29 protein-coding genes are annotated in these 23,622 nt (G+C 57.5%); 12 read left to right on the plus strand and 17 right to left on the minus strand.

Translation table 11 applies throughout. From position 1 onward, the window contains the following. Window positions 1-62: 62 nt before the first annotated feature. The 6 genes from ADS46_RS14115 to zapE all read right to left on the minus strand — a co-directional run bounded on the left by ADS46_RS14115 (window position 63) and on the right by zapE (window position 5,114). The gene (locus ADS46_RS14115) at window positions 63-812 is read right to left on the minus strand and encodes a cytochrome c1 (RefSeq protein ID WP_066321099.1); all 750 of its coding nucleotides are present in this window, start codon (window positions 810-812) and stop codon (window positions 63-65) included. Continuing rightward, on the minus strand, window positions 812-2,071 hold the full coding sequence (locus ADS46_RS14120; protein WP_066321101.1) for a cytochrome b: 1,260 nt from the start codon (window positions 2,069-2,071) through the stop codon (window positions 812-814). Before ADS46_RS14120 ends, ADS46_RS14115 begins: the two co-directional genes overlap by 1 nt. Next, window positions 2,071-2,670, minus strand: coding sequence for a ubiquinol-cytochrome c reductase iron-sulfur subunit (gene petA / locus ADS46_RS14125; protein WP_066321103.1), 600 nt, complete (start codon window positions 2,668-2,670; stop codon window positions 2,071-2,073). Before petA ends, ADS46_RS14120 begins: the two co-directional genes overlap by 1 nt. A 194-nt stretch (window positions 2,671-2,864) precedes the next feature. Then, the gene (rpsI, locus tag ADS46_RS14130; RefSeq protein WP_066321105.1) at window positions 2,865-3,254 is read right to left on the minus strand and encodes a 30S ribosomal protein S9; all 390 of its coding nucleotides are present in this window, start codon (window positions 3,252-3,254) and stop codon (window positions 2,865-2,867) included. Window positions 3,255-3,267: 13 nt separating this feature from the next. Next, window positions 3,268-3,696, minus strand: coding sequence for a 50S ribosomal protein L13 (gene rplM / locus ADS46_RS14135; RefSeq protein ID WP_066321107.1), 429 nt, complete (start codon window positions 3,694-3,696; stop codon window positions 3,268-3,270). A gap of 236 nt (window positions 3,697-3,932) precedes the next feature. Beyond that, window positions 3,933-5,114, minus strand: coding sequence for a cell division protein ZapE (gene zapE, locus ADS46_RS14140; protein WP_066321109.1), 1,182 nt, complete (start codon window positions 5,112-5,114; stop codon window positions 3,933-3,935). 194 nt (window positions 5,115-5,308) lie between these two features. On the opposite strand from zapE, the gene ADS46_RS14145 reads away from it, so the two are divergent. Then, the gene (locus ADS46_RS14145) at window positions 5,309-5,761 is read left to right on the plus strand and encodes a YhcB family protein (RefSeq protein WP_156524523.1); all 453 of its coding nucleotides are present in this window, start codon (window positions 5,309-5,311) and stop codon (window positions 5,759-5,761) included. Between the two features lie 56 nt (window positions 5,762-5,817). On the opposite strand, the gene ADS46_RS14150 is transcribed toward ADS46_RS14145, so the two are convergent. Beyond that, complete coding sequence (locus ADS46_RS14150) at window positions 5,818-6,579, minus strand: Nif3-like dinuclear metal center hexameric protein (protein ID WP_066321112.1); 762 nt, start codon at window positions 6,577-6,579, stop codon at window positions 5,818-5,820. Between the two features lie 139 nt (window positions 6,580-6,718). On the opposite strand from ADS46_RS14150, the gene ADS46_RS14155 reads away from it, so the two are divergent. After that, on the plus strand, window positions 6,719-7,993 hold the full coding sequence (locus ADS46_RS14155; protein WP_066321114.1) for a Do family serine endopeptidase: 1,275 nt from the start codon (window positions 6,719-6,721) through the stop codon (window positions 7,991-7,993). Window positions 7,994-8,022: 29 nt separating this feature from the next. On the opposite strand, the gene hisD is transcribed toward ADS46_RS14155, so the two are convergent. The 9 genes from hisD to ADS46_RS14200 form a co-directional block, all read right to left on the minus strand. After that, window positions 8,023-9,342, minus strand: coding sequence for a histidinol dehydrogenase (hisD, locus tag ADS46_RS14160; RefSeq protein ID WP_066321116.1), 1,320 nt, complete (start codon window positions 9,340-9,342; stop codon window positions 8,023-8,025). Between the two features lie 11 nt (window positions 9,343-9,353). After that, on the minus strand, window positions 9,354-10,010 hold the full coding sequence (hisG, locus tag ADS46_RS14165; RefSeq protein WP_066321117.1) for an ATP phosphoribosyltransferase: 657 nt from the start codon (window positions 10,008-10,010) through the stop codon (window positions 9,354-9,356). A 28-nt stretch (window positions 10,011-10,038) separates the two neighbouring features. Then, on the minus strand, window positions 10,039-11,301 hold the full coding sequence (gene murA / locus ADS46_RS14170; RefSeq protein WP_066321119.1) for a UDP-N-acetylglucosamine 1-carboxyvinyltransferase: 1,263 nt from the start codon (window positions 11,299-11,301) through the stop codon (window positions 10,039-10,041). Window positions 11,302-11,311: 10 nt separating this feature from the next. Next, window positions 11,312-11,563, minus strand: coding sequence for a BolA family protein (locus ADS46_RS14175; RefSeq protein WP_066321120.1), 252 nt, complete (start codon window positions 11,561-11,563; stop codon window positions 11,312-11,314). 98 nt (window positions 11,564-11,661) lie between these two features. Further along, window positions 11,662-11,994 (minus strand): STAS domain-containing protein, encoded by a 333-nt coding sequence (locus ADS46_RS14180; protein ID WP_234346840.1) that lies wholly within the window; start codon window positions 11,992-11,994, stop codon window positions 11,662-11,664. Window positions 11,995-11,996: 2 nt separating this feature from the next. Further along, complete coding sequence (locus ADS46_RS14185) at window positions 11,997-12,632, minus strand: MlaC/ttg2D family ABC transporter substrate-binding protein (RefSeq protein ID WP_066321235.1); 636 nt, start codon at window positions 12,630-12,632, stop codon at window positions 11,997-11,999. A gap of 121 nt (window positions 12,633-12,753) precedes the next feature. Further along, window positions 12,754-13,218 (minus strand): outer membrane lipid asymmetry maintenance protein MlaD, encoded by a 465-nt coding sequence (gene mlaD, locus ADS46_RS14190; RefSeq protein ID WP_066321123.1) that lies wholly within the window; start codon window positions 13,216-13,218, stop codon window positions 12,754-12,756. 17 nt (window positions 13,219-13,235) lie between these two features. After that, entirely contained in the window at window positions 13,236-14,036 is an 801-nt protein-coding gene (gene mlaE, locus ADS46_RS14195; RefSeq protein WP_156524524.1) for a lipid asymmetry maintenance ABC transporter permease subunit MlaE, read from the minus strand. Continuing rightward, complete coding sequence (locus tag ADS46_RS14200; RefSeq protein WP_066321127.1) at window positions 14,036-14,857, minus strand: ABC transporter ATP-binding protein; 822 nt, start codon at window positions 14,855-14,857, stop codon at window positions 14,036-14,038. The genes mlaE and ADS46_RS14200 overlap by 1 nt, the downstream gene beginning before the upstream one ends. Window positions 14,858-15,122: 265 nt before the next feature. Here ADS46_RS14200 and ADS46_RS14205 point away from each other — a divergent pair, with 265 nt between their 5' ends. From ADS46_RS14205 to ADS46_RS14250, 10 genes are all read left to right on the plus strand, one after another. Further along, entirely contained in the window at window positions 15,123-16,106 is a 984-nt protein-coding gene (locus ADS46_RS14205; RefSeq protein WP_066321128.1) for a KpsF/GutQ family sugar-phosphate isomerase, read from the plus strand. 21 nt (window positions 16,107-16,127) lie between these two features. Further along, a complete protein-coding gene (locus ADS46_RS14210; protein ID WP_066321130.1) occupies window positions 16,128-16,664 on the plus strand; it encodes a KdsC family phosphatase in 537 nt (178 codons plus the stop codon). Window positions 16,665-16,670: 6 nt separating this feature from the next. Beyond that, a complete protein-coding gene (gene lptC / locus ADS46_RS14215; protein WP_066321131.1) occupies window positions 16,671-17,249 on the plus strand; it encodes an LPS export ABC transporter periplasmic protein LptC in 579 nt (192 codons plus the stop codon). 3 nt (window positions 17,250-17,252) lie between these two features. Next, window positions 17,253-17,747 (plus strand): lipopolysaccharide transport periplasmic protein LptA, encoded by a 495-nt coding sequence (gene lptA, locus ADS46_RS14220; protein WP_066321132.1) that lies wholly within the window; start codon window positions 17,253-17,255, stop codon window positions 17,745-17,747. A gap of 10 nt (window positions 17,748-17,757) precedes the next feature. Continuing rightward, window positions 17,758-18,507 carry an LPS export ABC transporter ATP-binding protein gene (lptB, locus tag ADS46_RS14225; RefSeq protein WP_066321134.1) on the plus strand — a complete coding sequence of 250 codons (750 nt, stop codon included), beginning with the start codon at window positions 17,758-17,760 and terminating at the stop codon, window positions 18,505-18,507. A 104-nt stretch (window positions 18,508-18,611) separates the two neighbouring features. Next, on the plus strand, window positions 18,612-20,033 hold the full coding sequence (locus ADS46_RS14230) for an RNA polymerase factor sigma-54 (RefSeq protein ID WP_066321136.1): 1,422 nt from the start codon (window positions 18,612-18,614) through the stop codon (window positions 20,031-20,033). An 86-nt stretch (window positions 20,034-20,119) separates the two neighbouring features. Further along, window positions 20,120-20,428, plus strand: coding sequence for a ribosome hibernation-promoting factor, HPF/YfiA family (gene hpf, locus ADS46_RS14235; protein WP_027335376.1), 309 nt, complete (start codon window positions 20,120-20,122; stop codon window positions 20,426-20,428). A gap of 4 nt (window positions 20,429-20,432) precedes the next feature. Next, the gene (locus ADS46_RS14240; RefSeq protein WP_066321137.1) at window positions 20,433-20,906 is read left to right on the plus strand and encodes a PTS sugar transporter subunit IIA; all 474 of its coding nucleotides are present in this window, start codon (window positions 20,433-20,435) and stop codon (window positions 20,904-20,906) included. Between the two features lie 78 nt (window positions 20,907-20,984). Next, window positions 20,985-21,866 (plus strand): RNase adapter RapZ, encoded by an 882-nt coding sequence (gene rapZ, locus ADS46_RS14245; RefSeq protein ID WP_066321139.1) that lies wholly within the window; start codon window positions 20,985-20,987, stop codon window positions 21,864-21,866. 63 nt (window positions 21,867-21,929) lie between these two features. Continuing rightward, the gene (locus ADS46_RS14250) at window positions 21,930-22,199 is read left to right on the plus strand and encodes an HPr family phosphocarrier protein (protein WP_066321140.1); all 270 of its coding nucleotides are present in this window, start codon (window positions 21,930-21,932) and stop codon (window positions 22,197-22,199) included. Window positions 22,200-22,220: 21 nt separating this feature from the next. Here the strand turns inward: ADS46_RS14250 and pmbA are convergent, their stop codons facing one another. Then, window positions 22,221-23,561, minus strand: a complete 1,341-nt coding sequence (gene pmbA, locus ADS46_RS14255) for a metalloprotease PmbA (RefSeq protein WP_066321142.1) — start codon at window positions 23,559-23,561, stop codon at window positions 22,221-22,223. Window positions 23,562-23,622: the final 61 nt, after the last annotated feature.

A 23,622-nucleotide genomic window follows, 5' to 3' on the forward strand; every position in this document is an offset into this window, starting at 1 on the left:
GCTAACACGCAAAGGGCGCGCGACTCGGCCGCACGCCCTGAATTTGCCCTGCATCAGCGCCTTCAATGAATATCGCGCCAATACTCACGCTTGAGAAGATAGGCAATCACGCCAAAGACAAACAAAAAGATGAGCACCTTCGGCGCTAACGCCTGGGCCTGAAGCTTTGAAGGCTCGCCCACATAGGCAAGAAAGTTTGTGAGGTCATAAACCGCCTCTTCAAACTCCTCTGGCGAGAGCTCACCCTGGCGGGTGACTTCCAATGTATCACAGTCAGCCTCGCCGTCGGAGGCACTCTCTGATGCATCTGCCTCAGGGCATACCTTTTCCTGTACCCCCTGGAGCGGTTCCAGCACATTGGGCATGGCGACCAGCTCGAACACTGCATTATTGACCCCGGTGGGACGGCTCGGGTCTTGATAAAAACTGAGCAGGTAGGAATACAGCCAATCAGTGCCATGCAGCCTGGCTGACAGCGTCAGGTCAGGAGGCGGCGCACCAAACCAGGTCTCACCGTCGTCTTCGTTCATCGACGTTTGCATTTGATCGTTGAACGCCATTTCGGAGGAAAAGATGACATTGTCCTCAATAATGTCCCGCGGAATATCCAGATCCTCGGCAGCGCGGGAAAAACGCTGATACTCAAGCGAATGGCAGCCCATACAATAGTTAACGTAGAGCTTCATGCCATTTTGCAACGACGCCTGATCCCGGAGATCCGGCTCCATGGAATGCGCAACACCTGCGCCACCGGCAGCCATTGTGGTCATTGGCACCAGCATAGCGATTAGCGCGATCAGTTGTTTTTTCATTAGCCAGTCACCCTTTCCGGAACGGGTTTTGTTCTTTCCAACCGTGTATAGATCGGCATCAACAGGAAATAAGCGAAATAGATCGCCGTGCAGACTTGGGCCAGCAGTGTCCGCCCGCCTGTTGAAGGCATCACACCCAGGACCCCAAGCGTTACAAAGCTTGCCGCAAACAGCGCTAACATCAGCTTGGATATCCAGCCTTTATAGCGGATCGAGCGCACAGGGCTGCGATCCAGCCATGGCAGGACGAACATGACGGCAATCGCGCCCCCCATGCACATCACCCCCAGAAACTTCGCCTCCAAACCAAAAATCGAGAAGGTGATGGCACGCAAAATCGCGTAAAACGGCGTGAAATACCATACGGGCGCAATATGGTCGGGGGTCTGTAACGGATTGGCCGGTTCAAAGTTGGGCGTTTCGATAAAGTACCCGCCCCCTTCCGGGAAATAGAACACCACAATGCAGAACACGAACAGGAAAACAGCAACCCCCACCAGATCCTTAACCGTGTAATAAGGATGGAAAGGAATACCATCCCGCGGATTACCGGCTTCATCTTTTTTCTGCTTGATATCGATACCGTCGGGATTGTTGGAGCCCACCTCGTGGAGCGCCACAATATGCAGCACCACCAAGGCGAGAATCACAATCGGCAAGGCCACCACATGCAAGGCAAAAAAGCGATTCAGCGTAATGCCTGAAATCAGATAATCGCCGCGCACCCACTGCGCCAGATCCGGCCCAATAAAGGGAATGGCAGAGAACAGTGAAATAATCACCTGCGCACCCCAGTAAGACATTTGCCCCCAAGGCAGCAGATACCCCATGAACGCCTCGGCCATCAGGGTTAAATAAATGGCCATGCCGAAAATCCACACCAGTTCCCGGGGTGCTTTGTAAGAGCCATACAGCAATCCCCGAAACATATGCAGATAGATGACCACAAAGAAAGCTGACGCCCCTGTGGTGTGCATATAGCGGATCAGCCAGCCCCATTCCACATCGCGCATGATGTATTCGATGGAGTCAAAGGCGCCTTCAGCACTGGGATTGAAGCTCATGGTGAGCCAGATGCCGGTCAGAATCTGGTTGACGAGAACCAACAGCGCGAGGGAGCCGAAAAAATACCAGAAATTAAAATTCTTCGGCGCGTAGTAGTGCGACAGATGATCCTGAAAGAGCTGCGTTGCCGGAAAACGGGCATCAATCCAGCGCATCAGGCCCCGGGGAGCGTTGGTTTTATTTGAATTACCCATCAGGCCGTCTCCTCATCTTCACCGACAACAATGATGTTATCGCCTTCGAAACGATAGGGGGGCACTTCCAGATTGGTCGGCGCCGGTACATTGCTGAACACACGTCCTGCCAAATCAAACCGTGAGCCATGACAGGGACAGAAGAAGCCGCCGGGCCAGTCGTCGACACCAACGCCCGTTGCATCAGGTTCGGGACGGTAAACGGGCGAACACCCAAGGTGTGTGCAGATACCGATCAGGACACCGATTTCCGGCCGTATGGAGCGCATTTGACCGGCGCTATAGGAAGGCTGAAGAGACGCTTGGGAATCAGGATCGGCGAGACGGCCAGCGGCCAAGGATTCCGTGCGCTCGATCATCTCGGGCGTTCGGTTGATAATCCAGACCGGGCGCCCTCTCCATTCGACCGTCATGCGCTGTCCAGGCGCCAGCTTCGAAACATCGGCCTTAACAGGCGCCCCCGCCGCCCGGGCTCTGGCACTCGGCTGCCAAGCCGACACGAACGGGACTGCAACCCCAACCACTCCGACTGCGCCGACAACCGTCGTCGCGCCTACAAGGAAACGCCGCCGCCCCTTGTTAACGCCGTTATTTGCCATATCCGGCCCCCACTCTTCCCTCACGCAGCGCTTTCACCTGGCAAGGATGACTGTTGTTATTTAATGTCTATGTATAAAGTAGTTTAACCAGCGCACAGTTCGCCAGGCTCGCGTAATCAACGCGGGTATTTGTTATAGCAAAAAAAAAGCCCAGACCAATGGCCTGGGCTTTTTCCACAGTGTTTGAGCGTCGATTAACGCTTGGAGAACTGCGGACGACGACGTGCTTTACGCAGGCCGACTTTCTTACGCTCTACCTGACGTGCATCGCGCGTTACATAACCCGCGGCGCGCAGTGCAGGGCGCAGGTCTTCGTTATAGTTCATCAGCGCACGGGTAATACCGTGGCGAATGGCACCGGCTTGCGCTGAACCACCGCCGCCTTCGACCGTGACGTAGACGTCGAACTGGTTGAGGGTTTCGGTCAGTTCCAGCGGCTGGCGAACAACCATACGACCGGTTACACGACCGAAGTAGTTGTCGAGCTCACGGTTGTTGACGGTAATTTTGCCGGAACCCGGCTTCATAAAGACGCGGGCGGTGGAAGTCTTGCGGCGCCCGGTACCGTAATACTGCTGTGTCATGGCGGAGATTTCCTCAGATGTTCAGTTCAAGCGGCTGTTGGGCAGCATGCGGATGCTCGGCACCAGCGTACACTTTAAGCTTGGTGTACATGGCACGGCCAAGCGGGCCTTTGGGCAGCATGCCTTTCACGGCAGACTCAATAACACGCTCGGGCGCATGGTCGATCATTTTATCGAACGTCATGGAGCGTAGACCGCCCGGGTAACCGGTATGGCGGTAATAGGTCTTGGCCTTTGCCTTGTTGCCGGTCACTTGGACTTTTTCAGCGTTGATCACCACGATGTAATCGCCGGTATCAACGTGAGGGGTAAATTCGGGCTTATGCTTACCGCGCAAGCGGCGAGCAATTTCGGTAGCCAGACGGCCTAGCGTCTTGTCCGTTGCGTCGACAACGTACCAATCGCGCTGGACGGACTGCGGCTTAGCACTGAACGTCTTCATGGATGAAATCACCAGTTAAAATGTGTTGGGTACGACACACCGCTATGCGGCGTTGCACCATCCCTATTTTTTTTGGTTGCAGGCTTTAAACCCACAACATGTAGCGAGGCGGCATTCTACAGCAAGCCATCCGCCAAGTTAAGCCTTTCTGAGTAATCACCGGCACTTTTCCGGATTTCTCTTTTCCATGCGGACGAGGTTTATACACCAGGCGGTACACGACCCGGTTTATGCGGCTAGGGCTTATGCGGCAGTGCCAAATAATCATGGGACTGCATTTCCTGTAGCCGAGAGAGCGTTCGCTGGTATTCAAACGTCAGCTTGCCACCTTGATAGAGCGACTCCACCGGCACTTCTGCCGACATCAACACCTTGACGCCCCGGTCATAGAACTCATCCACCATGTTGATGAAGCGCCTTGCCTGATCGTCGTCAGCGCCGCGCATGGCGGGGACATTAGAAACGATAATCGTGTGAAATTCTCGCGCCAGTTCAATATAGTCGTTTTGACTGCGCGGGCCATCGCAAAGCTCAGCAAATTCAAACCAGGCGATGTCGTCGTGCAGTCGGCGTGTCGTCAACACACGCTGATTAATCTCAAGCGGGGCACCTTCCTCTCCAGCATGCCCGGCGATTTCCCGGAAACTGCGCGCAAGCTCTCTTTCAGCGGCATCGTCCAGCGGCGAGTGAAAGATTTCTGCACGTTCCAGGGCGCGCAGACGATAATCAACACCCGAGTCGACATTCACCACCTGGCAGTGGCGATTGAGCAAATCGATAGCGGGCAGGAACCGCGCACGCTGAAGACCATCTTTATACAGATCGTCAGGCACGATATTCGACGTTGCCACGAGGACGACACCTCTTTCGAAGAGGGCCTCAAGCAGATTCGCCAGTATCATGGCGTCGGTAATGTCCTTGACGAAGAACTCATCAAAGCAAATCACCCGCGCTTCACTGGCAAACTTGCTCGCCACCAATGTCAGCGGGTTCTTTTCCCCTTTGTAATGAGTAAGTTCGTTATGCACACGCTGCATGAAGCGATGAAAGTGGGTGCGCATTTTATCGGCAAACGGCAGCGATTCGTAGAAAGTATCTACCAGATACGTCTTGCCGCGACCCACACCTCCCCAGAAATAAAGCCCCTGGACGCTCGGCGTCACAGGCTCTTGTTGTGTAGACGATTTTTTGCCTATCAACCCCGCCATCCTGGCTTTCAGGCCTTTATTGGCCAGGACCGCTTTCGGCACCGTCGTCGGGGTTGACAGCAATGCATCGTACAAACGCTGCAGATGTGCCACTGCCGCTTCCTGGGCCGGGTCGTACTCAAAACCCTCTCGCTTAAGATCTGCACGATAACGCCCCATCGGCGTCGCCGCATTCGGCGTTGGCCCACCACCGTCCGACGTTGCCCTCATCGTTTGACTCTCCCGTTATTTCCGCCAAGCGTTACTGGAAACCACCACACAACATGAATAAAGGCAATGAGTATACGTGGTTAGGCTTACCAACGCATGAGCATTGACCCAACCATCATCAAGGCGCCTATAATAGCAACCGACTGTTTCATGCGCTGTATCCCCAGCAGCGACAGGTATCAAGGGAGATAAATGTGGAAAGCGAGCCATTAACCTATGCCGCCATAGGCCTTGTGATCGGCTTGATAATCGGCGCAGGATGCTACCGGTTACTGAGCAAAAGCCAGCGTCAGCTTGCTTCACTTCGCCAAACACTATTGGAGCGCGAACATCAGGTTGCGTCACTCAAGAATGGCGTCAGCCATCAACTTTCCAGTGTACATGAGTCGCTGGCAACGATCCGGCAGGAAGCCGACGAGCTGGAAAAGAAGCTGCAAGACGACGCTGGCCATTGGCAGCTAGACCAGCTAACACATCGCCCTGCCGAGTTGACTGACCTTCGCCCGGTGACCGAGCCAACGGATACGCTGAGCGCACCCGCAACGCCTCGGGACTACGCCGATGGCCAGAACGGCACGCTCTCCGAACATTTCGGCCTCAAAGATAAAGACACTCGCGACGACGCCGCAACACCGCCACGTTACTGAGCCTTCTTATTAGTCAGGGAATCGACCCTCGGCAGTATTGCCGAGGGTGAAAGCGATCAAGCGGGATTATCAATATCGACGAAACGGTGCGCCACACCGTATTCATCAGCCAACCACTCCCCTAGTGCCTGAACGCCGTACCGTTCGGTAGCATGATGACCTGCCGCCAGATAATGAATTCCCATTTCTCTGGCAAGATGTGTCGTTCGCTCTGAAATTTCTCCGGAAACAAACGCCTGCGCCCCGCCTTCACAAGCAGCGCTAATCATGTCCTGCGCGCCCCCCGTGCACCAAGCGATACGCTCTATATCCCCCACACCCGGCGCTTCAATCAGCAGTGGCTCTCGCCGCAGGGTCTGGCTTATTTGCTCGGCAAGCGCGGTCGCGCTCAGTGGTTTGGCAACGCGCCCAGACCAAAGCAGCCCCTCACCCAGCTCGCCATCCAGACAACCTTCGACTTTCCAGCCAAGCTGCCTGGCCAGCTCAGCGTTGTTGCCCATCTCGCTGTGCGCATCCAGGGGCAAATGATAGGCCAGCAGGTTTATCCCGTGATCCAGCAAGGTTTTGATTCGTCTTTGTTTCATGCCCGTAATGGCGACCGGTTCGTTCTTCCAGAAATAGCCATGGTGAACAATCAGCATATCGGCCTGCCAGTTTACTGCTTCGTCAAGCAGGGACTGGCAAGCGGTTACCCCGGTCATGACACGCGCCACTCGATCACGGCCTGCCACCTGAAGGCCGTTAATCGTAAAGTCCTTAAACTGTGAAGCGCGAAGCTGATGGTCGCAGGCTGCTACTAATATATCGCGTTGAATCACCGTTGCTCCTAAGTATCTGCTGGCATCCATGAGATACAAGCCAATAAAATGTTACCCTGTACCTGATATTGCCTAGTGTAAGACTGACGACGCGTCAGCGCTAATACCCACTCCTCGACGATCGCCAAAGGACCCCTCAATGAAACGCTTTGTGCTGCCTTACCTATGGCCCATCATCACAGGCTTCTTGTTGGCAGCTGTCATCATGTTTGCGTTTCCTGAGCGCTTCCCGCTGCCCTTTCAGGCGTCGCCCCCCCAGGCCGAGGACCCACCTTCTCTGGTCACCACGGCAGACCAGGAGGCCGACCCGGACCGACCGGCACCTGAGGTCCGACAAGCGACGCCACTGAACCGCAACCAGGGCCCGGCCAGCTACGCCGATGCAGTCAATCAGGCGGCGCCTGCTGTGGTCAACATCTACTCGTCACGCATCGTCGAACGCGACGAGCACCCGCTGATGTCAGACCCCTTCTTTCAGCAATTTTTTAACGGCGATGACGCCACTACCCATCAACGCATGCTGTCGAGCCTGGGCTCCGGCGTCATCGTCAGTGACGAAGGCTATGTGCTTACCAATCATCATGTCATCAACGGTGCCGACGAAATTCAGGTAGCGCTGCGCGATGGACGCGAAGTGCTCGCCGAAGTGATTGGCACTGACCCGGAAAGCGACCTTGCGGTGCTTAAGATTGATCTGGAAAACCTGCCCGTCATTGAGCTGAGTAATTCAACAGATGTTGCGGTAGGCGATGTCGCGCTGGCTATCGGCAACCCCTTTGGCGTCGGCCAGACGGTGACGATGGGGATTATCAGCGCCACAGGGCGCAGCCATCTGGGCCTGAACGCCTACGAAGATTTCATCCAGACCGATGCAGCCATTAATCCGGGGAATTCGGGAGGGGCGCTGGTCAACCCGGAAGGCGCACTGGTGGGCATTAATACGGCCATCTTTTCGCGCTCGGGGGGCTCTCAGGGTATCGGGTTTGCCATTCCTGCCAACCTTGCCCATAGCATTCTGGACGAACTGGTGACCCAGGGCCGGGTCATCCGTGGCTGGCTGGGCATCGAGGCGCAGGCGCTATCCCGAGAGCTTGCCGCCTCTTTCGGCCTGCGTACACCTCAAGGGGTGATCGTTGCGGGGGTCGTGGACGGTGGGCCTGCGGAGAAGGCCGGCCTGTTGCCAGGCGATGTCCTGCTATCCGTCGATGGTCAGCCTATCCTGGATGCGCGCGCCACCATGAGCGATATCGCCTCGATCAAGCCGGGTACCGAGCTGCCGCTGACGATTGTCCGCGACGGCGAACGCATGGAAATGACGCTGAATGTGGGTGAGCGACCCATTCCCTCGACACTTCCAAGACCCGATGGAACCCGCCGAAGTGGCAATAATGAAGGCGACTCAAGCCAGCCCTGACGGGCTGAGTGGCCGCCTTCGTCATCCCGTCAAGACGGTTTAATACGATACTCAGCAGAACGTGCGTGGGCAGTCAACGATTCGCCCCGCGCCAGCACAGAGGCAACCTCACCCAGCGCTGACGCGCCCTCGGCTGAGCAGTGAATCAGCGACGAACGTTTTTGGAAATCGTACACACCCAGCGGTGATGAGAAGCGTGCGGTGCCGGAAGTGGGAAGCACGTGGTTCGGCCCTGCGCAATAATCACCCAGCGCCTCTGCGGTATAACGCCCCATGAAGATGGCTCCCGCATGACGAACGCCCGCCAGCCAGGTATCGGGCGTTGCCACTGAAAGTTCAAGGTGCTCGGGGGCTACCCGGTTGATCAGCGTGACGGCTTCCTCGGCATCGCGGCAGTGAACCAGCGCGCCGCGTCGGCGCAATGATTCACGGACGATCTCGGCCCGCTCCAGGGTCGGAAGCAGACGCTCTATCGCGGCTTCCACATCCGCCAGATGCTGAGCATCCCAGCTCACCAGGATAGCTTGAGCATCTTCATCGTGCTCCGCCTGGGAAAACAGGTCCATCGCCAGCCAATCAGGATCGGTCAATCCATCCGACACCACCATGATTTCAGAGGGGCCGGCAATCATGTCGATACCCACCTGACCAAACACGGCCCGCTTGGCCGTGGCCACATAGATGTTGCCCGGTCCAACGATCTTATCCACCCTGGGGACGCTTTCTGTTCCATAGGCCAGGGCGCCAATGGCCTGGGCACCGCCGATGGTAAACACCTGGTTAACACCGGCCACGTGCGCTGCCGCCAGCACCAGATCGTTGAGCACGCCATCGGGAGTGGGGACCACCATGATGATCTCTTGCACCCCCGCCACATGGGCAGGAATCGCATTCATCAGCACCGATGAGGGATAGGCGGCCTTGCCACCAGGCACGTAAATGCCCGCGCGGTCGATGGCCGTTACCTGCTGGCCAAGCACCGTGCCATCGGGTTCTTCATATTGCCAGGAGGTCGGTTTCTGTCGCTCGTGATAACGCCGGATTCGCTCGGCAGCACTCGCCAGGGCGTCGCGCTGCTCAGCAGGTAACGACTCAAAGGCCTGGCGTAATTGCTCGGCCGTCAGGCGAAGCTCATCCATATGGGTGACCGAGACGCGATCAAAGCGATTGGTGGCTTCGATGACCGCTGAATCACCATGACGCTTGACGTTGGTGAGAATCTCATTGACGCGCGCCTGAACGGCACCATCCGACACGCCCTCCCAGTCCAGCAACGCATCCAGTTGTCCGGCAAACGCCTCATCGGCAGTATTGAGTCGTGCTATCGTCGCTGTAGCGTTCTCGTTCATAGCAACCTCACTTAGTCGGCAGGCGATATCGTCTTGCGGTCGGCAATGGCACGTTCCAGGCGCGCCAGCAATGGCTTGATACGTGCGTGCTTCATTGTCATGGCCGCCTTGTTGGCCACCAGGCGGGTGCTGATCGGCGCAATCAGCTCCCGCGGCTCCATGCCATTGGCGCGCAGGGTATTGCCGGTGTCGACGATGTCGACAATTTCGTCGGCCAGGTTCATCAACGGCGCCAGTTCCATGGCACCATAAAGCTTGATCACCTCGGCCTGGATACCTTGCTCGGCGTAGTAGCGTCGGGCGATATTGACGAATTTCGTTGCCACCCGGCGACGCGCCAGCTTCGGCGATTCACCGGTAACGCCAGCGGTCATCAGCTTGCAACGTGCAATATCGAGATCAAGCGGCTCATAAAGCCCTTCGGCACCGTGCTCCAAAAGAACATCCTTACCGGCGACCCCCAGGTCGGCCGCCCCAAGCTGAACGTAAGTCGGCACGTCCGTTGCTCTGATCACAACGAATTTGACGTCGGGCAGATTGGTATCGAACAGCAGCTTGCGGCTTTTATTTAAATCCTCAGTAGGCGTAATGCCCGCATCGGCTAGCAGCGGCAGCGTCTCTTCCAGAATACGGCCCTTCGAGAGGGCTAAAATCAGTTGCTTACTCATTTTGGATGCCAATGGTTGGAGGCCAGGCTCAGCCTGGGATACGGCGGATACGCGCACCCAGCAGCTGCAGTTTTTCCTCGATGCATTCATAGCCACGGTCGATATGATAAATGCGATCGACCAGGGTTTCGCCCTCCGCCATCATGGCGGCAATCACCAAAGAAGCAGACGCGCGCAGATCCGTCGCCATCACCGGCGCCCCCGAAAGTTTGTCAACACCGTTAATCAAGGCGGCATTGCCCTCCAGAACGATATCAGCGCCCATGCGGTTCAGTTCCTGAACGTGCATGAAACGGTTTTCAAAAATCGTTTCAACCACTCTCGACGACCCTTCAGCCACGGCATTCATGGCCACGAACTGGGCTTGCATATCGGTGGGGAATGCAGGGTACGGCGCGGTGCGGATATTGACCGCACGCGGGCGTTTACCGTGCATGTCCAGGGCAATCCAGTTGTCGCCGGTAGAAATCTCGGCGCCCGCTTCTTCGAGCTTGGCAAGCACGGCTTCAAGGATGTCTGCCCGGGTGCGTTTGACTTTCACGCGACCGCCGGTCATGGCCGCCGCCACCAGAAAGGTACCGGTCTCGATGCGGTCGGGCATGACATCGTGATGGCAGCCGCTGAGTGTTTCCACTCCTTCGATCGTAATGGTATCAGTGCCGTGACCGCTGATCCGTGCGCCCATCTTGATCAGGCACTCGGCCAGATCCACCACCTCGGGCTCCCGGGCGGCGTTCTCGAGCACAGTGACGCCTTCCGCAAGCGTAGCGGCCATCAACAGGTTCTCGGTACCGGTAACCGTCACGGTGTCAAAATAAATCGTCGCCCCTTTCAGGCGACCATCCACGCGGGCACGAATATAACCCGCTTCGACGCGAATCTCGGCGCCCATGGCTTCGAGCCCGCGAATGTGCAGGTCCACCGGGCGCGAACCGATCGCGCAACCGCCGGGCAAGGACACATCAGCCTGGCCGAAATGTGCCAACAGAGGACCCAGCACCAGAATGGAGGCGCGCATTTTCTTGACCAGTTCATAGGGCGCATGGCAATGAGTGACCTGAGAGCCGTCCAGTTGGATGGTGAGGTTATCCCCCATTACCGGCTCGACGCCCATACGGCCAAGCAGCTCCAACGTGGTGGTGATGTCCTGCAGGTGTGGCAAATTACCGATCACCACGGGGCCTTTGGATAACAGGCTAGCGCAGAGGATGGGCAATGCCGCGTTTTTGGCACCGCTGACCCAGACTTCGCCGTCGACCGACCCGTTACCGGTAATAATGAGTTTATCCATGAAATAACCGTTACTGCGCGTTTTCAGCGGCGGTTTGCCACTGTGCCGGGGTATAGGTTTTGATGCTGATCGCGTGCAGGGCCCCCGAAGCGATCTCGTCGCTCAAGGCGGAGTACACCAGTTGCTGGCGCTTCACGGGCGACAATCCTTCAAAGGCATCGCCCACTGCAATCACCTGAAAATTACAGCCTTCTCCCTGGATATGGAACTCACATCCATCGACACGCGATTCGAGCAGGGCTTTCACCTCTTGGGGTTGCATAGGTCAGAGACTCCTTAAAGGACATTGGTAAAGGGCTGGATGGACATCAAGAGGGTGACATCATAAAGAAAAGCCGCCGCTTTGGCGACGCCCAAGGATCAGTCGACAGGCTGTTCGTCAGGCGCCTGGATCAGCGCGTCCAACTCGGCAAGTTCGGCAAGCCGCTGGAGCGGCGCTGACAGGACGATGGACGTCACCCTGATACGATACTGATGGCAGGTGCGCAGCCACTGGAGTAAAACGCTCAGGGCCACATTACGCGGTGTGGCCACCTCGCTGAAATCGAGCGTTACCGTCGCGGGGTGGTGCTCGGCAAGCCAGCGTGAGCCCTCGGCGGCAAGTGCCGCCGCCGAAGTCACATCCACATCACCCTTGACGCTCAAGCCCTCGGCCTGATGATGGAGCGATACATCGCGATCAGTATAGATCACCGTCACTCATTGCCCCCTTCTTCCAGCTCGTCGACGCCGACGCCTGGCGACCAGCCGTCGATCACCGCATCATAGTCGCGGTTGTTGTCGCGCATGGCCTGATCGAACTGGTTGCGGAACGTCAGCCCCAGGTTGATACCGTTGACGATGACGTTAACCACGCGCCACTCACCGTCGGATAAACGCAGGCTGTAATTGACCGGGTAAACATCACCGTTGGTACCGACAACTTCCATGGCCACGCTGGCGCGGTCCTCTTCGCGCTGAGGACGCTGGTCATCCAGCACGCGAATCTCATCGTAATCGAAGGTCACCAGACCCTGCGTATAGGTATCGATAAGCGTCTGACGGAAGACATCGACGAAACGGCTGCGCTGTTCCGGTGACGCGTTACGGAAATAGCTGCCCATGACGCTGGCCCCGATGTAGCGAAAGTCCGCCACTTCTTCAAGGCTTTCATCGACTTGCTGTTTCAGCTCATCAATATTGTCTTCGTAATACGCTTCCCGACCTTCGAGCTCTTCCATGAAATCATTGATGTTATCGCGGATCATCGCCTCGGGCGGTTGCGGCTGTGCGCTAGCCGACAACGGCATCAAGGCGGCAAGTAACGCGGCGATCAGGGTAACCCCTGCCATTAATGACCATTTTTTTACCAACATCATTTTCTCCTTTCATCGACAGCGAACACGTCCCCGCTATTTCGCTGGTCCTGAGCAACGGGCACGAAACGCGGCAAGCCGTACGCCATCACCACGGTTAGTTACTTGCCATATTGGATATGAATTGCTGAATAAGTTCTTCAAGCACAAGCGCGGATTGAGTATCACGAATAGTATCACCGGGTTCCAGCATTTCGGGGTCCCCCCCCATACTCAAGCCAACGTACTGCTCGCCCAGCAGCCCCGACGTCAGGATGGCGGCGGTGGAGTCGCGGGAAATCTGCCCTTCCAACTCACTGTCAAGACTCAGCGTCACCCGCGCATCGTACCACTCGGTATCAAGCTCGATGGACTCGACGTGCCCCACGGTCACGCCCGACATGGAGACGCGGGCGCGAGGCTTGAGCCCGCCGATATTGGAAAAATGCGCGTCCAGCTGGAAGGTGTTCGATGGGCCTGAAAAGCTCAGGCCGCTGACGCGCAGGCCCAGAAACACCATTCCCAGCACCCCGACCAAGATAAACAGGCCGACACCAAACTCCATGGCTCTACTTCGCTTCATGAAACTGCTCCCGCTATTCAGAGGCCGCCGAACATAACGGCGGTTAATATGAAATCAAGCCCCAGCACCGCAAGCGACGAGTAGACGACCGTGCGCGTAGTAGCCCGGGAAATCCCTTCTGAGGTCGGCATCAGGTCGTACCCCTGGAACACGGCAATCCAGGTGACTACCACCGCAAACACGATACTTTTGATCATGCCATTGCCGATATCGTTGATGAACCCAACGCTCGCCTGCATGTTGCTCCAGTAAGAGCCTTCGAAGACACCCAGCCACTCGACGCCAACCAGATAGCCGCCCCAGATCCCGACAACGCTGAACCCCACGGTGAGAATCGGCAGCGCAACGACTCCCGCCCAAAAGCGCGGCGCCACCACCCTTCTCAGCGGATCCACGCCAATCATTTCCATGCTGGTTAGCTGCTCGGTGGCTTTCATCAAACCGATTTCGGCGGTCAGCGCCGAACCAGCCCGGCCGGCAAATAACAACGCAGCAACCACCGGTGCCAGTTCACGCAACAGCGACAGCGCCACCATCTGCCCCAGGGCGTCCTCGGCACCAAAATCAATCAGGATCGTGTAGCCCTGAAGCGCCAGTACCATACCGATGAACAGACCGGATACCAGCACAATGGCCAGCGACAAGACACCGACAAAATGCAGCTGGCGAACCCAAAGGCGAAAACCTTCGGCTGATGGGATCCCCACCGCAGACTGGGCAAGAAACACCCCGGCACGGCCCAGCGCTTCCACCACATCACAGCTGCGCCGCCCTAACCGGGTAATCCGCGTGGCAACCTGCCCTCCCTTCATCGACATCAGGCTCCTCCTCGGGTCGCCGTATCGCCCAGCATATCCGGGTAAAACTGAGCGGCTGGATAATGGAAAGGTACCGGGCCATCAGGCTCACCATGGATAAACTGCTTCACCCGCGCGTCCTGGTTGACGTCGAGATCTGCTGGCGTTCCATGGGCGACCACATGCCCCTCGGAAATAAAGTAAAGATAATCGGCAATCGTCAGGGTCTCCTTGATATCGTGGGACACCACCACAGAGGTCAGGTTTAGCGCCTGATTCAGCCGTTTGATCAGTTGGACGAGCACGCCCATGGAAATGGGGTCCTGCCCCACAAACGGCTCGTCATAGAGGATCAGCTCTGGATCCAGCGCCACGGCCCGCGCCAGCGCAACGCGCCGGGCCATCCCCCCGGAGAGCTCGGCTGGCGTAAGGTGCCGCGCGCCGCGCAGCCCCACTGCCTGAAGCTTGAGCAACACCAGGTCACGTATCATGGCATCGGGCAGGTCCGTGTGAACCCGCAACGGGAATGCCACGTTTTCATACACATCCAGGTCAGAAAACAGCGCCCCGCTTTGAAACAGCATGCCCATGCGTTTGCGTAGCGCAAATAGTGCCTTGCGCGAAAGCCGATGCACCTCGTCCCCGTCGATCAGTACGCGGCCCTTATCGGGGGTCAGTTGCCCACCGATAAGCTTTAACAGGGTCGTTTTGCCTGTACCGCTGGGCCCCATGATCGCCGTCACTTTACCGCGCGGGATGGTCATGTTCACCCCGCGGAAAATCTCGGTATCGCCCCGCGAAAAATACAGGTTATCGACTTCAATAAAAGGCACATCGCTCATGGAACCATCAACTCTCGCGGTTACTTGCAGATTCGCTCGTTTCACGCAGCAAGCAATAAGTAAACAGTGATTAAAAACTCGTATTTTAAATACTGTATTTAAAAAACCACGTTTAAAAAACCATTATCGAACAACGTATTCTAACCCTACCTGACGACGACAAGCGAGCATTGCTTGTTCTCACGACAAAACGATGGGGCAAAGTCCACTCGGTCAATGTTACTCTTACGCCAGATTGTCATTTTTAACGAGCCACCGATTGCCCATGCCAGCAACAACTGAAACCACCCCCTTTCGCCAAAGCGCATTGCGTACGCTAGACATTGAGCAAGCCGCCATCGCAGGCTTGGCCAGCAAACTGGATGCGCATTTCGACCATGCCTGCGAGCTGATTCTGGCCTGCCAGGGACGCGTGGTGGTTACCGGCATGGGCAAGTCAGGCCATATTGCCGGTAAGATCGCGGCGACACTGGCCAGCACCGGCTCGCCAGCGTTTTTTGTTCACCCTGGCGAAGCCAGTCATGGTGATCTGGGCATGATTACCCGCAACGATGTCGTGGTCGCGCTCTCGAACTCAGGGGAAACCGCTGAGGTGACGGCCCTGCTGCCGCTGCTGAAGCGCCTGGGTACACCGCTGATCAGCATGACAGGACGCCCGACCTCTACGCTTGCCCAGCATGCGGATGCACACCTTAACAGCAGTGTCGACCGGGAGGCCTGCCCGCTGGATCTAGCGCCGACAAGCTCCACGACAGCGGCATTAGCCCTGGGCGATGCGCTCGCGGTTGCCCTGCTTGAAGCACGCGGCTTTACCGCCGAGGATTTTGCCCTGTCGCATCCCGGCGGCAGCCTGGGCCGACGCCTGCTGCTACGCGTTCGCGATTTGATGCACCAAGGCGATCGCCTTCCCCAGGTTGCCCTGGGCAGCCCCCTACGCGATGCGTTACTGGAGATCACCCGGCAGGGACTGGGGTTCACCTGCGTGGTGGACCCAGACGGACTGCTGGTCGGCGTATACACGGATGGCGACCTGCGCCGCACCCTGGATAATTTCCACGACCTGCGAGATGTACGGGTAGATGACGTCATGACCCGACCTGGCAAACGCATATCTCCCGACCTTCTCGCGGCGGAAGCCGTTCGCATCATGGAAGACAATCGCATTACCGCGCTGGCAGTGGTGGACGAACACCAGCGCCCGATAGGCGCGCTGCATATGCATGACCTGCTTGCCAGCGGCGTTATTTAACTTCAATCGACCGGAGACCCAATGTCCCTTTCTGCTGACCTACTCGACCGACTACGTCGCATTCGCTTATTTGCCCTTGATGTCGATGGTGTTCTCACCGACGGTCGGCTTTACTTTCAAGCCGACGGTGTCGAAATCAAAGCATTTCATACCCAGGACGGCCATGGGCTCAAGCTGTTGAAACGCGCAGGCATCTCGGTCGCCTTGATCACCGGCCGCGACTCCCCCATGGTCAGCCAGCGCGCCGCCGCACTGGGCATTCCCCACGTTTATCAGGGCTGCGAGGACAAACTGGCCGCCCTTCGCGGCCTTTGCCAGCGCCTGGAGCTTGATTTGTCTCAAGTTGCCTATTGTGGTGACGACCTGCCCGACCTGGCCAGCATCAAACGCTCAGGCGTCGGCATCACGGTACCCAACGCCCCTGACTACATGCACACCCACGCTGACTGGGTCACCGAACGCCTGGGGGGGCACGGTGCTGTCCGCGAAATATGTGATACGTTGCTTGATGCTCAGGGTCACTGGGGCGCGGTTGTCGATACTTATCTACACGGCTGAGGCACTATGCTAAAGACATGGCCTACGCGTCTGGGACTGGCACTTATCGTGCTGGCTCTGGGCGGCTTGCTGGTATGGCTGGACCCGGGCGGCCTTCAAACCGTCCCGACAGACCCGGACGCCCGTGCCGAGGAGCCAGGCCACGTCCTTCACGATGCCGAACTGACGCTGTTTGATGAGCAGGGGAATATTCAGCAGGGATTAACCACGCCTCGCCTGGTGCATACTCCCCAATCCGCCTCGACACTCGCCGAGACCCCGCATGCCACGCTTTATGACAGCGAGCGGCGCGTCTGGAACGCCACGTCAGAGATAGGTACGCTTAATACCCGTTCTCAGGAGCTGACGCTTTCGGGCGACGCAAGATTGATCGCCCCTGAAGAAGGCTGGCAGCTTGACACGGACGTTCTGCACTATGAGGGGAAAACCGCCCATGCGTGGAGTGACACTCATGTGCTGCTCCAGCAACCACCCCAGCGCATGACAGCACGGCGTATGGATGCATGGCTCAACGAGGAGGAAGTGCGGCTTGAAGGTGACGTTCAAGGCCACCACCCTCCGGAGACGCAACCCGGACAGGAATGAAACATGAAAGCGTTTATCTACACGGCGATGGCGGCTGCCTGCCTAGTGCCTTTTTATGCGACGGCGGATAACCACCAGCAGCCGGTTGAAGTCGTCGCCGACCAGCTCGACCTGGATCAGCGCGCCGGTACAGCGGTCTACACCGGCGACGTCGAAATTCGCCAAGGCAACATGCTGATAAGAGGCGACGAAGTGGAAATCCAGCGTAACGAGGAAGGCGAGCTCTCCCGGGCCACAGCGCTGGGCGAACGGGCCTATCTGCGGCGCCAGCCCGAGGATCAGGATGGCCCGATGGAAGGCTGGGGTCGGCGGGTGATCTACCATGTCGCCGAGCGCCGGGTCGAGTTGATTGATCAGGCGGAAATCATCCAGCAAGGCGACCGCTTTACCGGGGGACGCCTGGAATATTTCATCGACCAAGAGGTCGTCAAGGCGCGTTCCGATGTCGACAATCAAGAGTCGCAGCGCATTCGCATGACGCTGCAACCCGAAGGTTAAGGAGAGCCAGATGGCCGTTGCCGACAACAGCGCAACACGAACGCTATACGCCCGTCACTTGGCAAAAAGCTACAAACGCCGGCGCGTGGTGAAAGACATCAACCTGGATATCTCACAGGGCAGCATCGTCGGCCTGCTCGGCCCCAATGGCGCTGGCAAGACCACGTCATTCTACATGATTGTCGGCCTGGTCAAGGCAGATGCAGGCAGCGTTGGGATTGATCACCTCGACCTTTCCCGAGCGCCCATGCACGAGCGCGCCAAGGCAGGCATTGGCTATTTGCCCCAGGAGGCGTCGATCTTCCGCAAGCTTTCCGTCGCCGACAACATCATGGCCATTTTGCAAACCCGTAACGACCTGGACCGCGCCGGACGCGAAGCACGCCTGGAAACACTCCTGGAAGAGTTTCATATCACCCATATCCGCGACAATATGGGCATGAGCCTTTCCGGGGGCGAACGGCGGCGCGTCGAGATCGCAAGGTCCCTCGCCACCGAACCTGCGTTCATTCTGCTTGATGAACCTTTCGCGGGTGTAGACCCCATCTCCGTGGGCGACATCAAGTCGATCATCCGCGCCTTGAAAGACCGCGACATTGGCGTCTTGATTACCGACCACAATGTGCGTGAAACACTGGATATCTGCGACGTGGCCTACATCGTTGGCGACGGGCATATCATCGCCAGCGGTTCGCCGGACGCTATTCTTGACAATCAGGAGGTACGTGACGTTTACCTAGGTGCTGATTTTCGTCTCTAAAGCCCTTAATGGCATATTTATTGCCAATGGCATACTTATTGCACTTGCACCCGATCACAACTCGCACTAGGGTGGATGCTTTCCGATAAACGAGTGGTTCTCAGATGGTCATGAAAGCTTCTCTTCAACTGCGGATCGGCACCCAGCTCACCATGACACCTCAGCTGCAGCAGGCGATTGCCCTGCTACAGCTATCAACGCTCGATTTACGCCAGGAAATTCAGCAAGCGCTCGATGCCAACCCCATGCTCGAGCAGGAAGACGAGTTCAGCGAAAGCGAACAAGCCGCCAGCGAGCCGGAAGAAAGCGAGTGGGCAGATAGCATTCCCAAGGAGCTGTCCGTCGACAGCGACTGGTCAGATACCTATCAGGATACGGCTGGCAGCGGCAGCACAAGCAGCGACGGGCCTGACTTCGAGCGCCAGGCAGCCGGGCAAAGCCTTCATGGCCATCTCCTCTGGCAACTCGCCATGACCGATTTGAGCCAACGCGAACAGTTAGTAGCCGAAAGCCTGATTGATGCGCTGGATGCTAACGGCTATCTCACCCAACCCCTTAACGACATCCGTGAAGGACTGCGAGATCAGGGCGTGGAAGGCCTCAGCCAGCGCGAGGTCGAAACCATTCTGCTGCGGCTGCAACAGTTCGAGCCCACCGGCATCTTCGCCCGCGATCTTCGCGAATGCCTGATGCTTCAGCTCGCCGCCCTGCCCGACGACACCCCGCTGCTGATGCCTGCCCGGCGGCTGGTCCGCCAGTTCCTGGAAGCCCTGGGCAAGAACGATCAGCGCCTCCTCAAGCGGCGACTCGGTCTGGACGATGCACAGCTCGATGACGTCATCCAACTGATCAGAAGCCTGGACCCGCGCCCCGGCAGCGTTTACAGCGCCACTGACGATAGTTACGTGATTCCCGACCTGGTGGTTCACCACGATAACGAAGGCTGGCACCTCGAACTCAACCCCGAGGCCTTGCCCAAACTCAGGATTCAACCCGACTACGCCAGCCTGATCAAGCGCGCCGACAAAAGCCAGGATAACCAATTTCTCAAGGATCACTTGCAGGAAGCCCGCTGGCTGATCAAAAGCCTCTCCAGCCGCAACGACACCCTGCTACGCGTTGGGCGGGAAATCATTACCCGCCAGATCGGCTTTCTCGAACACGGCGAAGAAGCCATGAAACCGCTTATCCTGGCCGATATTGCCGATGCGGTGGAGATGCACGAATCGACCATTTCTCGTGTCACCACCCAGAAGTTCATCCATACACCGCGGGGCATTTTCGAACTTAAATACTTCTTTTCCAGCCAGATCAGTAGCCAGGACGGCGACAGCCACTCCAGTACGGCCATTCGCGCACGCCTCAAAAAACTGATCCAGGAAGAACCCCCCGGCAAACCCTTGTCGGATAGCCGTCTGGTCACCCTGCTGGAGGAAGCCGGTATCCACGTGGCCCGACGCACGGTCGCCAAATATCGCGAAGGCATGGGCATTCCTTCGTCCAGCGAACGCCGCCGCTTACGTTAGGCAAATGGAAACTCACTACAAGGGCTTTGCTTAACGCCAAAAAGGGTTACAATCGAAGAACAGTCCGACGGATAAGGAGTACGTCAATGCAAGTCAATATCACCGGTCATCATGTAGAACTGACTGACGCCTTGCGTGACTATGTCAACGAAAAGTTGGAACGCGTTGAGCGCCATTACGACAACATCACCACCGTACAGGTAACGCTCTCGGTCGAAAAAGAGCGTCAACAGGCCGCCTGTACGCTGCACGCTGCAGGCGCTGACTTGCATGCCGAGGCCCTTGATAACGATATGTACGCCGCCATTGACGCCCTGGCGGACAAGATCGATCGACAACTCGTTAAGCATAAGGAAAAAGCACAAGCCCGCGCCCAGGGCGCAGGTGTGCGTTAATTCAATGACGTTGGCCACAATCCTCCCCCCGGAACGCGTTCTCTACGATGTGCCCGGGGGCAGCAAAAAACGGGTGCTGGAGTTTTTCAGCACCTTTATCGCCCAAAACATTCCCAGCCTCGACAGCCAGGAGGTGTTCAGCCGTCTGATTGGCCGTGAACGCCTCGGCAGTACGGGGATTGGTAACGGCGTGGCGATTCCCCATGCGCGAAGTCCGCATTGTGATTCGCCCATCGCCGGCTTTCTCAAACTCAATGAAGCGGTCGACTTCGACGCCATTGACGGAGACCCGGTTGACCTGGTGTTTGTTCTGCTCGTGCCAGAAGAAGCCGACGACACGCACCTGGCACTGCTGGGCCAAGTTGCCTCCATCATGAATGATGCCGACACGCGCCAGCAGCTACGCAAGTCGGGTAGTCAACGTGAATTGCTGGACCTCATCTCCGCCAAGATACGCGAACAGGCTGCCAGCCTTTAAATAGGCGAGGCGCTTAATGGACCGTCCTAATCCCGGGTCGCTTGTCCAAGTCGCTTGACCGCAAGCAAGAGAGCCTTCATGCAACTCGTCATTATTAGTGGCCGATCGGGGTCAGGCAAATCGATAGCTTTACAGGCGCTGGAAGATCTGGGTTATTACGCTATTGATAACCTGCCCGCCATGCTGCTGGATTCCCTGGTGGAGGAGTTGCGCGATCAGGGCGATCGCACCCACTTGGCTGTCAGTATTGACGCACGCAACCTGCCAGGCGCACTTGCCAAACTTCCCGAACTGCTCAAAGAGCTTCGGCAGCGGACCATCAAGTGCCAGATCGTGTATCTCACCACCGACGCACGCATTTTGCTGGAACGCTATTCAGCTACTCGCAGACGGCACCCGTTAACCCGCAACAGCAGCCTCACGCTAGAAGAAGCCATCGACAAAGAAGAGCAAACGCTGCACGAGATTCGCGACCTGGCCGATTTGACCATCGACACGACCCGGCTTTCGGTGCATGACCTTCGTCGCCGCATCACTGATCAGGTCGCCCATCAGCGGCGTGACCAGCTAACGCTGACTTTCGAGTCCTTCGGCTATAAGCGCGGCGTTCCGCTGGATGCGGATATTGTCTTTGATGTCCGCTGCCTGCCCAATCCCTACTGGGATCCGGCGTTACGGGGCTCCACTGGCCGCGACGCTGACATCATTGCGTTTTTGTCCAGTTACCCACTGGTCGATGACATGACCCGCGATATCGAGGCCTGGCTTGAACGCTGGCTGCCAGCCTATCAGCACAGCCAGCGCAGCTACATGACGGTTGCGATTGGCTGTACCGGCGGTCAGCACCGCTCGGTTTACATCGCTGAACAACTGGCGCAACGCATCGCCAATCTGATGGGTGAAGTACAATTACGCCACCGCGAGCTGGGCTTGCAATACACGGTCAACGCACCGCTTTAGTTCGAGCCACGTTGACCAGACCATCATCTATCGCGAAGACCCTCATAGCCAAAAGGAACCAGGGTGCCAGAACGTAGACTTACCCTCACTAACCAACGCGGCCTTCACGCGCGGGCCGCCACAAAGCTTGTACAATGCAGTCAGCAATTTGACGCCAATGTCCGCGTTTACAAACAGCACCAGGAAGCCGATGCCGCCAATATCATGGCGCTGCTGATGCTCGCAGCCCCCTGTGGCACGGAGTTATGCATCAAAGCAGAAGGCGATGACGCCGAACAGGCCCTGGATGCCATTCAATCGCTGTTCGACGCCCGCTTTGACGAAGACAAATAAAACCCAGTCTGCAACGCTCGGCTAGTTGCCGGCGATGGTCATGCCATCAATCAGCCAGCTACCGGAATGGATACTGCCGCGGCGGTCGATGTCATCACCCACGCCCGTAAGCGCACCGAACATGCGTTCCAGGTTACCCGCGATGGTGAACTCTTCGATAGGGTATTGCACCACCCCGTTTTCGACCCAGAAACCGGCTGCACCGCGGGAATAGTCGCCCGTGACACCGTTAATGCCCTGCCCCATCAGCTCGGTCACCCAGACACCTGTGCCCATTTGCTCGAACAGGGCGGCCGGGCTGGATAACGGCGCGGTAATGCGCAGATTGCGTGCGCCCCCGGCGTTACCCGTGGTATTCATTCCCAAACGCCGTGCGCTGTAGGATGACAGCATATAGCTCGCTATCTGGCCGTTTTCGATAAAGCGGTTGTTGCGCGTTTGAACCCCTTCCCCATCAAAGGGAGAGCTTGCCGTCGCACCAATCTCCATCGGTCGTTCTTCAAGGCTAAACCAATCGGGAAACAGCGGCGTATTGAGTCGGTCACACAGAAACGACGCCTGACGGTATAGCGCGCCGCCTGCCAGCGCGCCCATCAGATGGCCCACCAAGCCACTTGCCAGACTTGGATCGAACAGCACCGGATAAGCGCCCGTTGGTGGACGCCTGGCCCCCAAGCGACGCAGGGTACGCCTGGCCGCCTCGCGCCCCACGGCGGCCGGGTCGGATAAATCGTCAGGGTTGCGCGCCGAGGTATAGTCCATATCACGCTGCATGCCTTGCTCGTCTTCAGCAATCAACACGCAGGAAAGTGAATGCCGACTCCCTTTTTGGGTGCCAACGAAGCCATGGCTGTTGGCGTAAACGCGCACGCCTTCACCGCTCGATAGCGAAGCACCATCCGACTGAGTGATGCCTGTCACTTCGCGGCCCGCTTGCTCACAGCTCAGCGCCAGCTCGATGGCCCGGTCGGTGGTTAACGCCCAGGGGTGATGGACTTTCAAATCCGGGATATCGGTCGCCATAAGCGCCGCATCGGCAAGACCTGCCGACGGGTCCTCACCCGTATAGCGAGCAATCGACAGGGCCTTTTCCACGGTTGCCAGAAGCGATGCCTCGCTGGCATCCGTGGACGACGCGCTACCCTTGCGCTGTCCCACATACACGGTGATGGCAATGCCCTGATCACGGGAAAGCTCGACGGTTTCCACTTCGCCCTGGCGGACACTGACGCCAATTCCCTGATCGACACTTGCCCCGACCTCAGCGGCATCTGCCCCCATCCGTTTAGCCATCGCCAGGGCACTTTCAGCACGCTGGATGAGCAGTGCCTGTTGGGCTGATGCGTCGAACGCTTGAGCCATACAATCTCCTTAACCACCGACATTGTCGGTAGATCCATATTGAGCATCGCAGCCTGATATA

The organism is Halomonas sp. G11 (assembly GCF_001663515.1).
Lineage (GTDB): Bacteria > Pseudomonadota > Gammaproteobacteria > Pseudomonadales > Halomonadaceae > Vreelandella.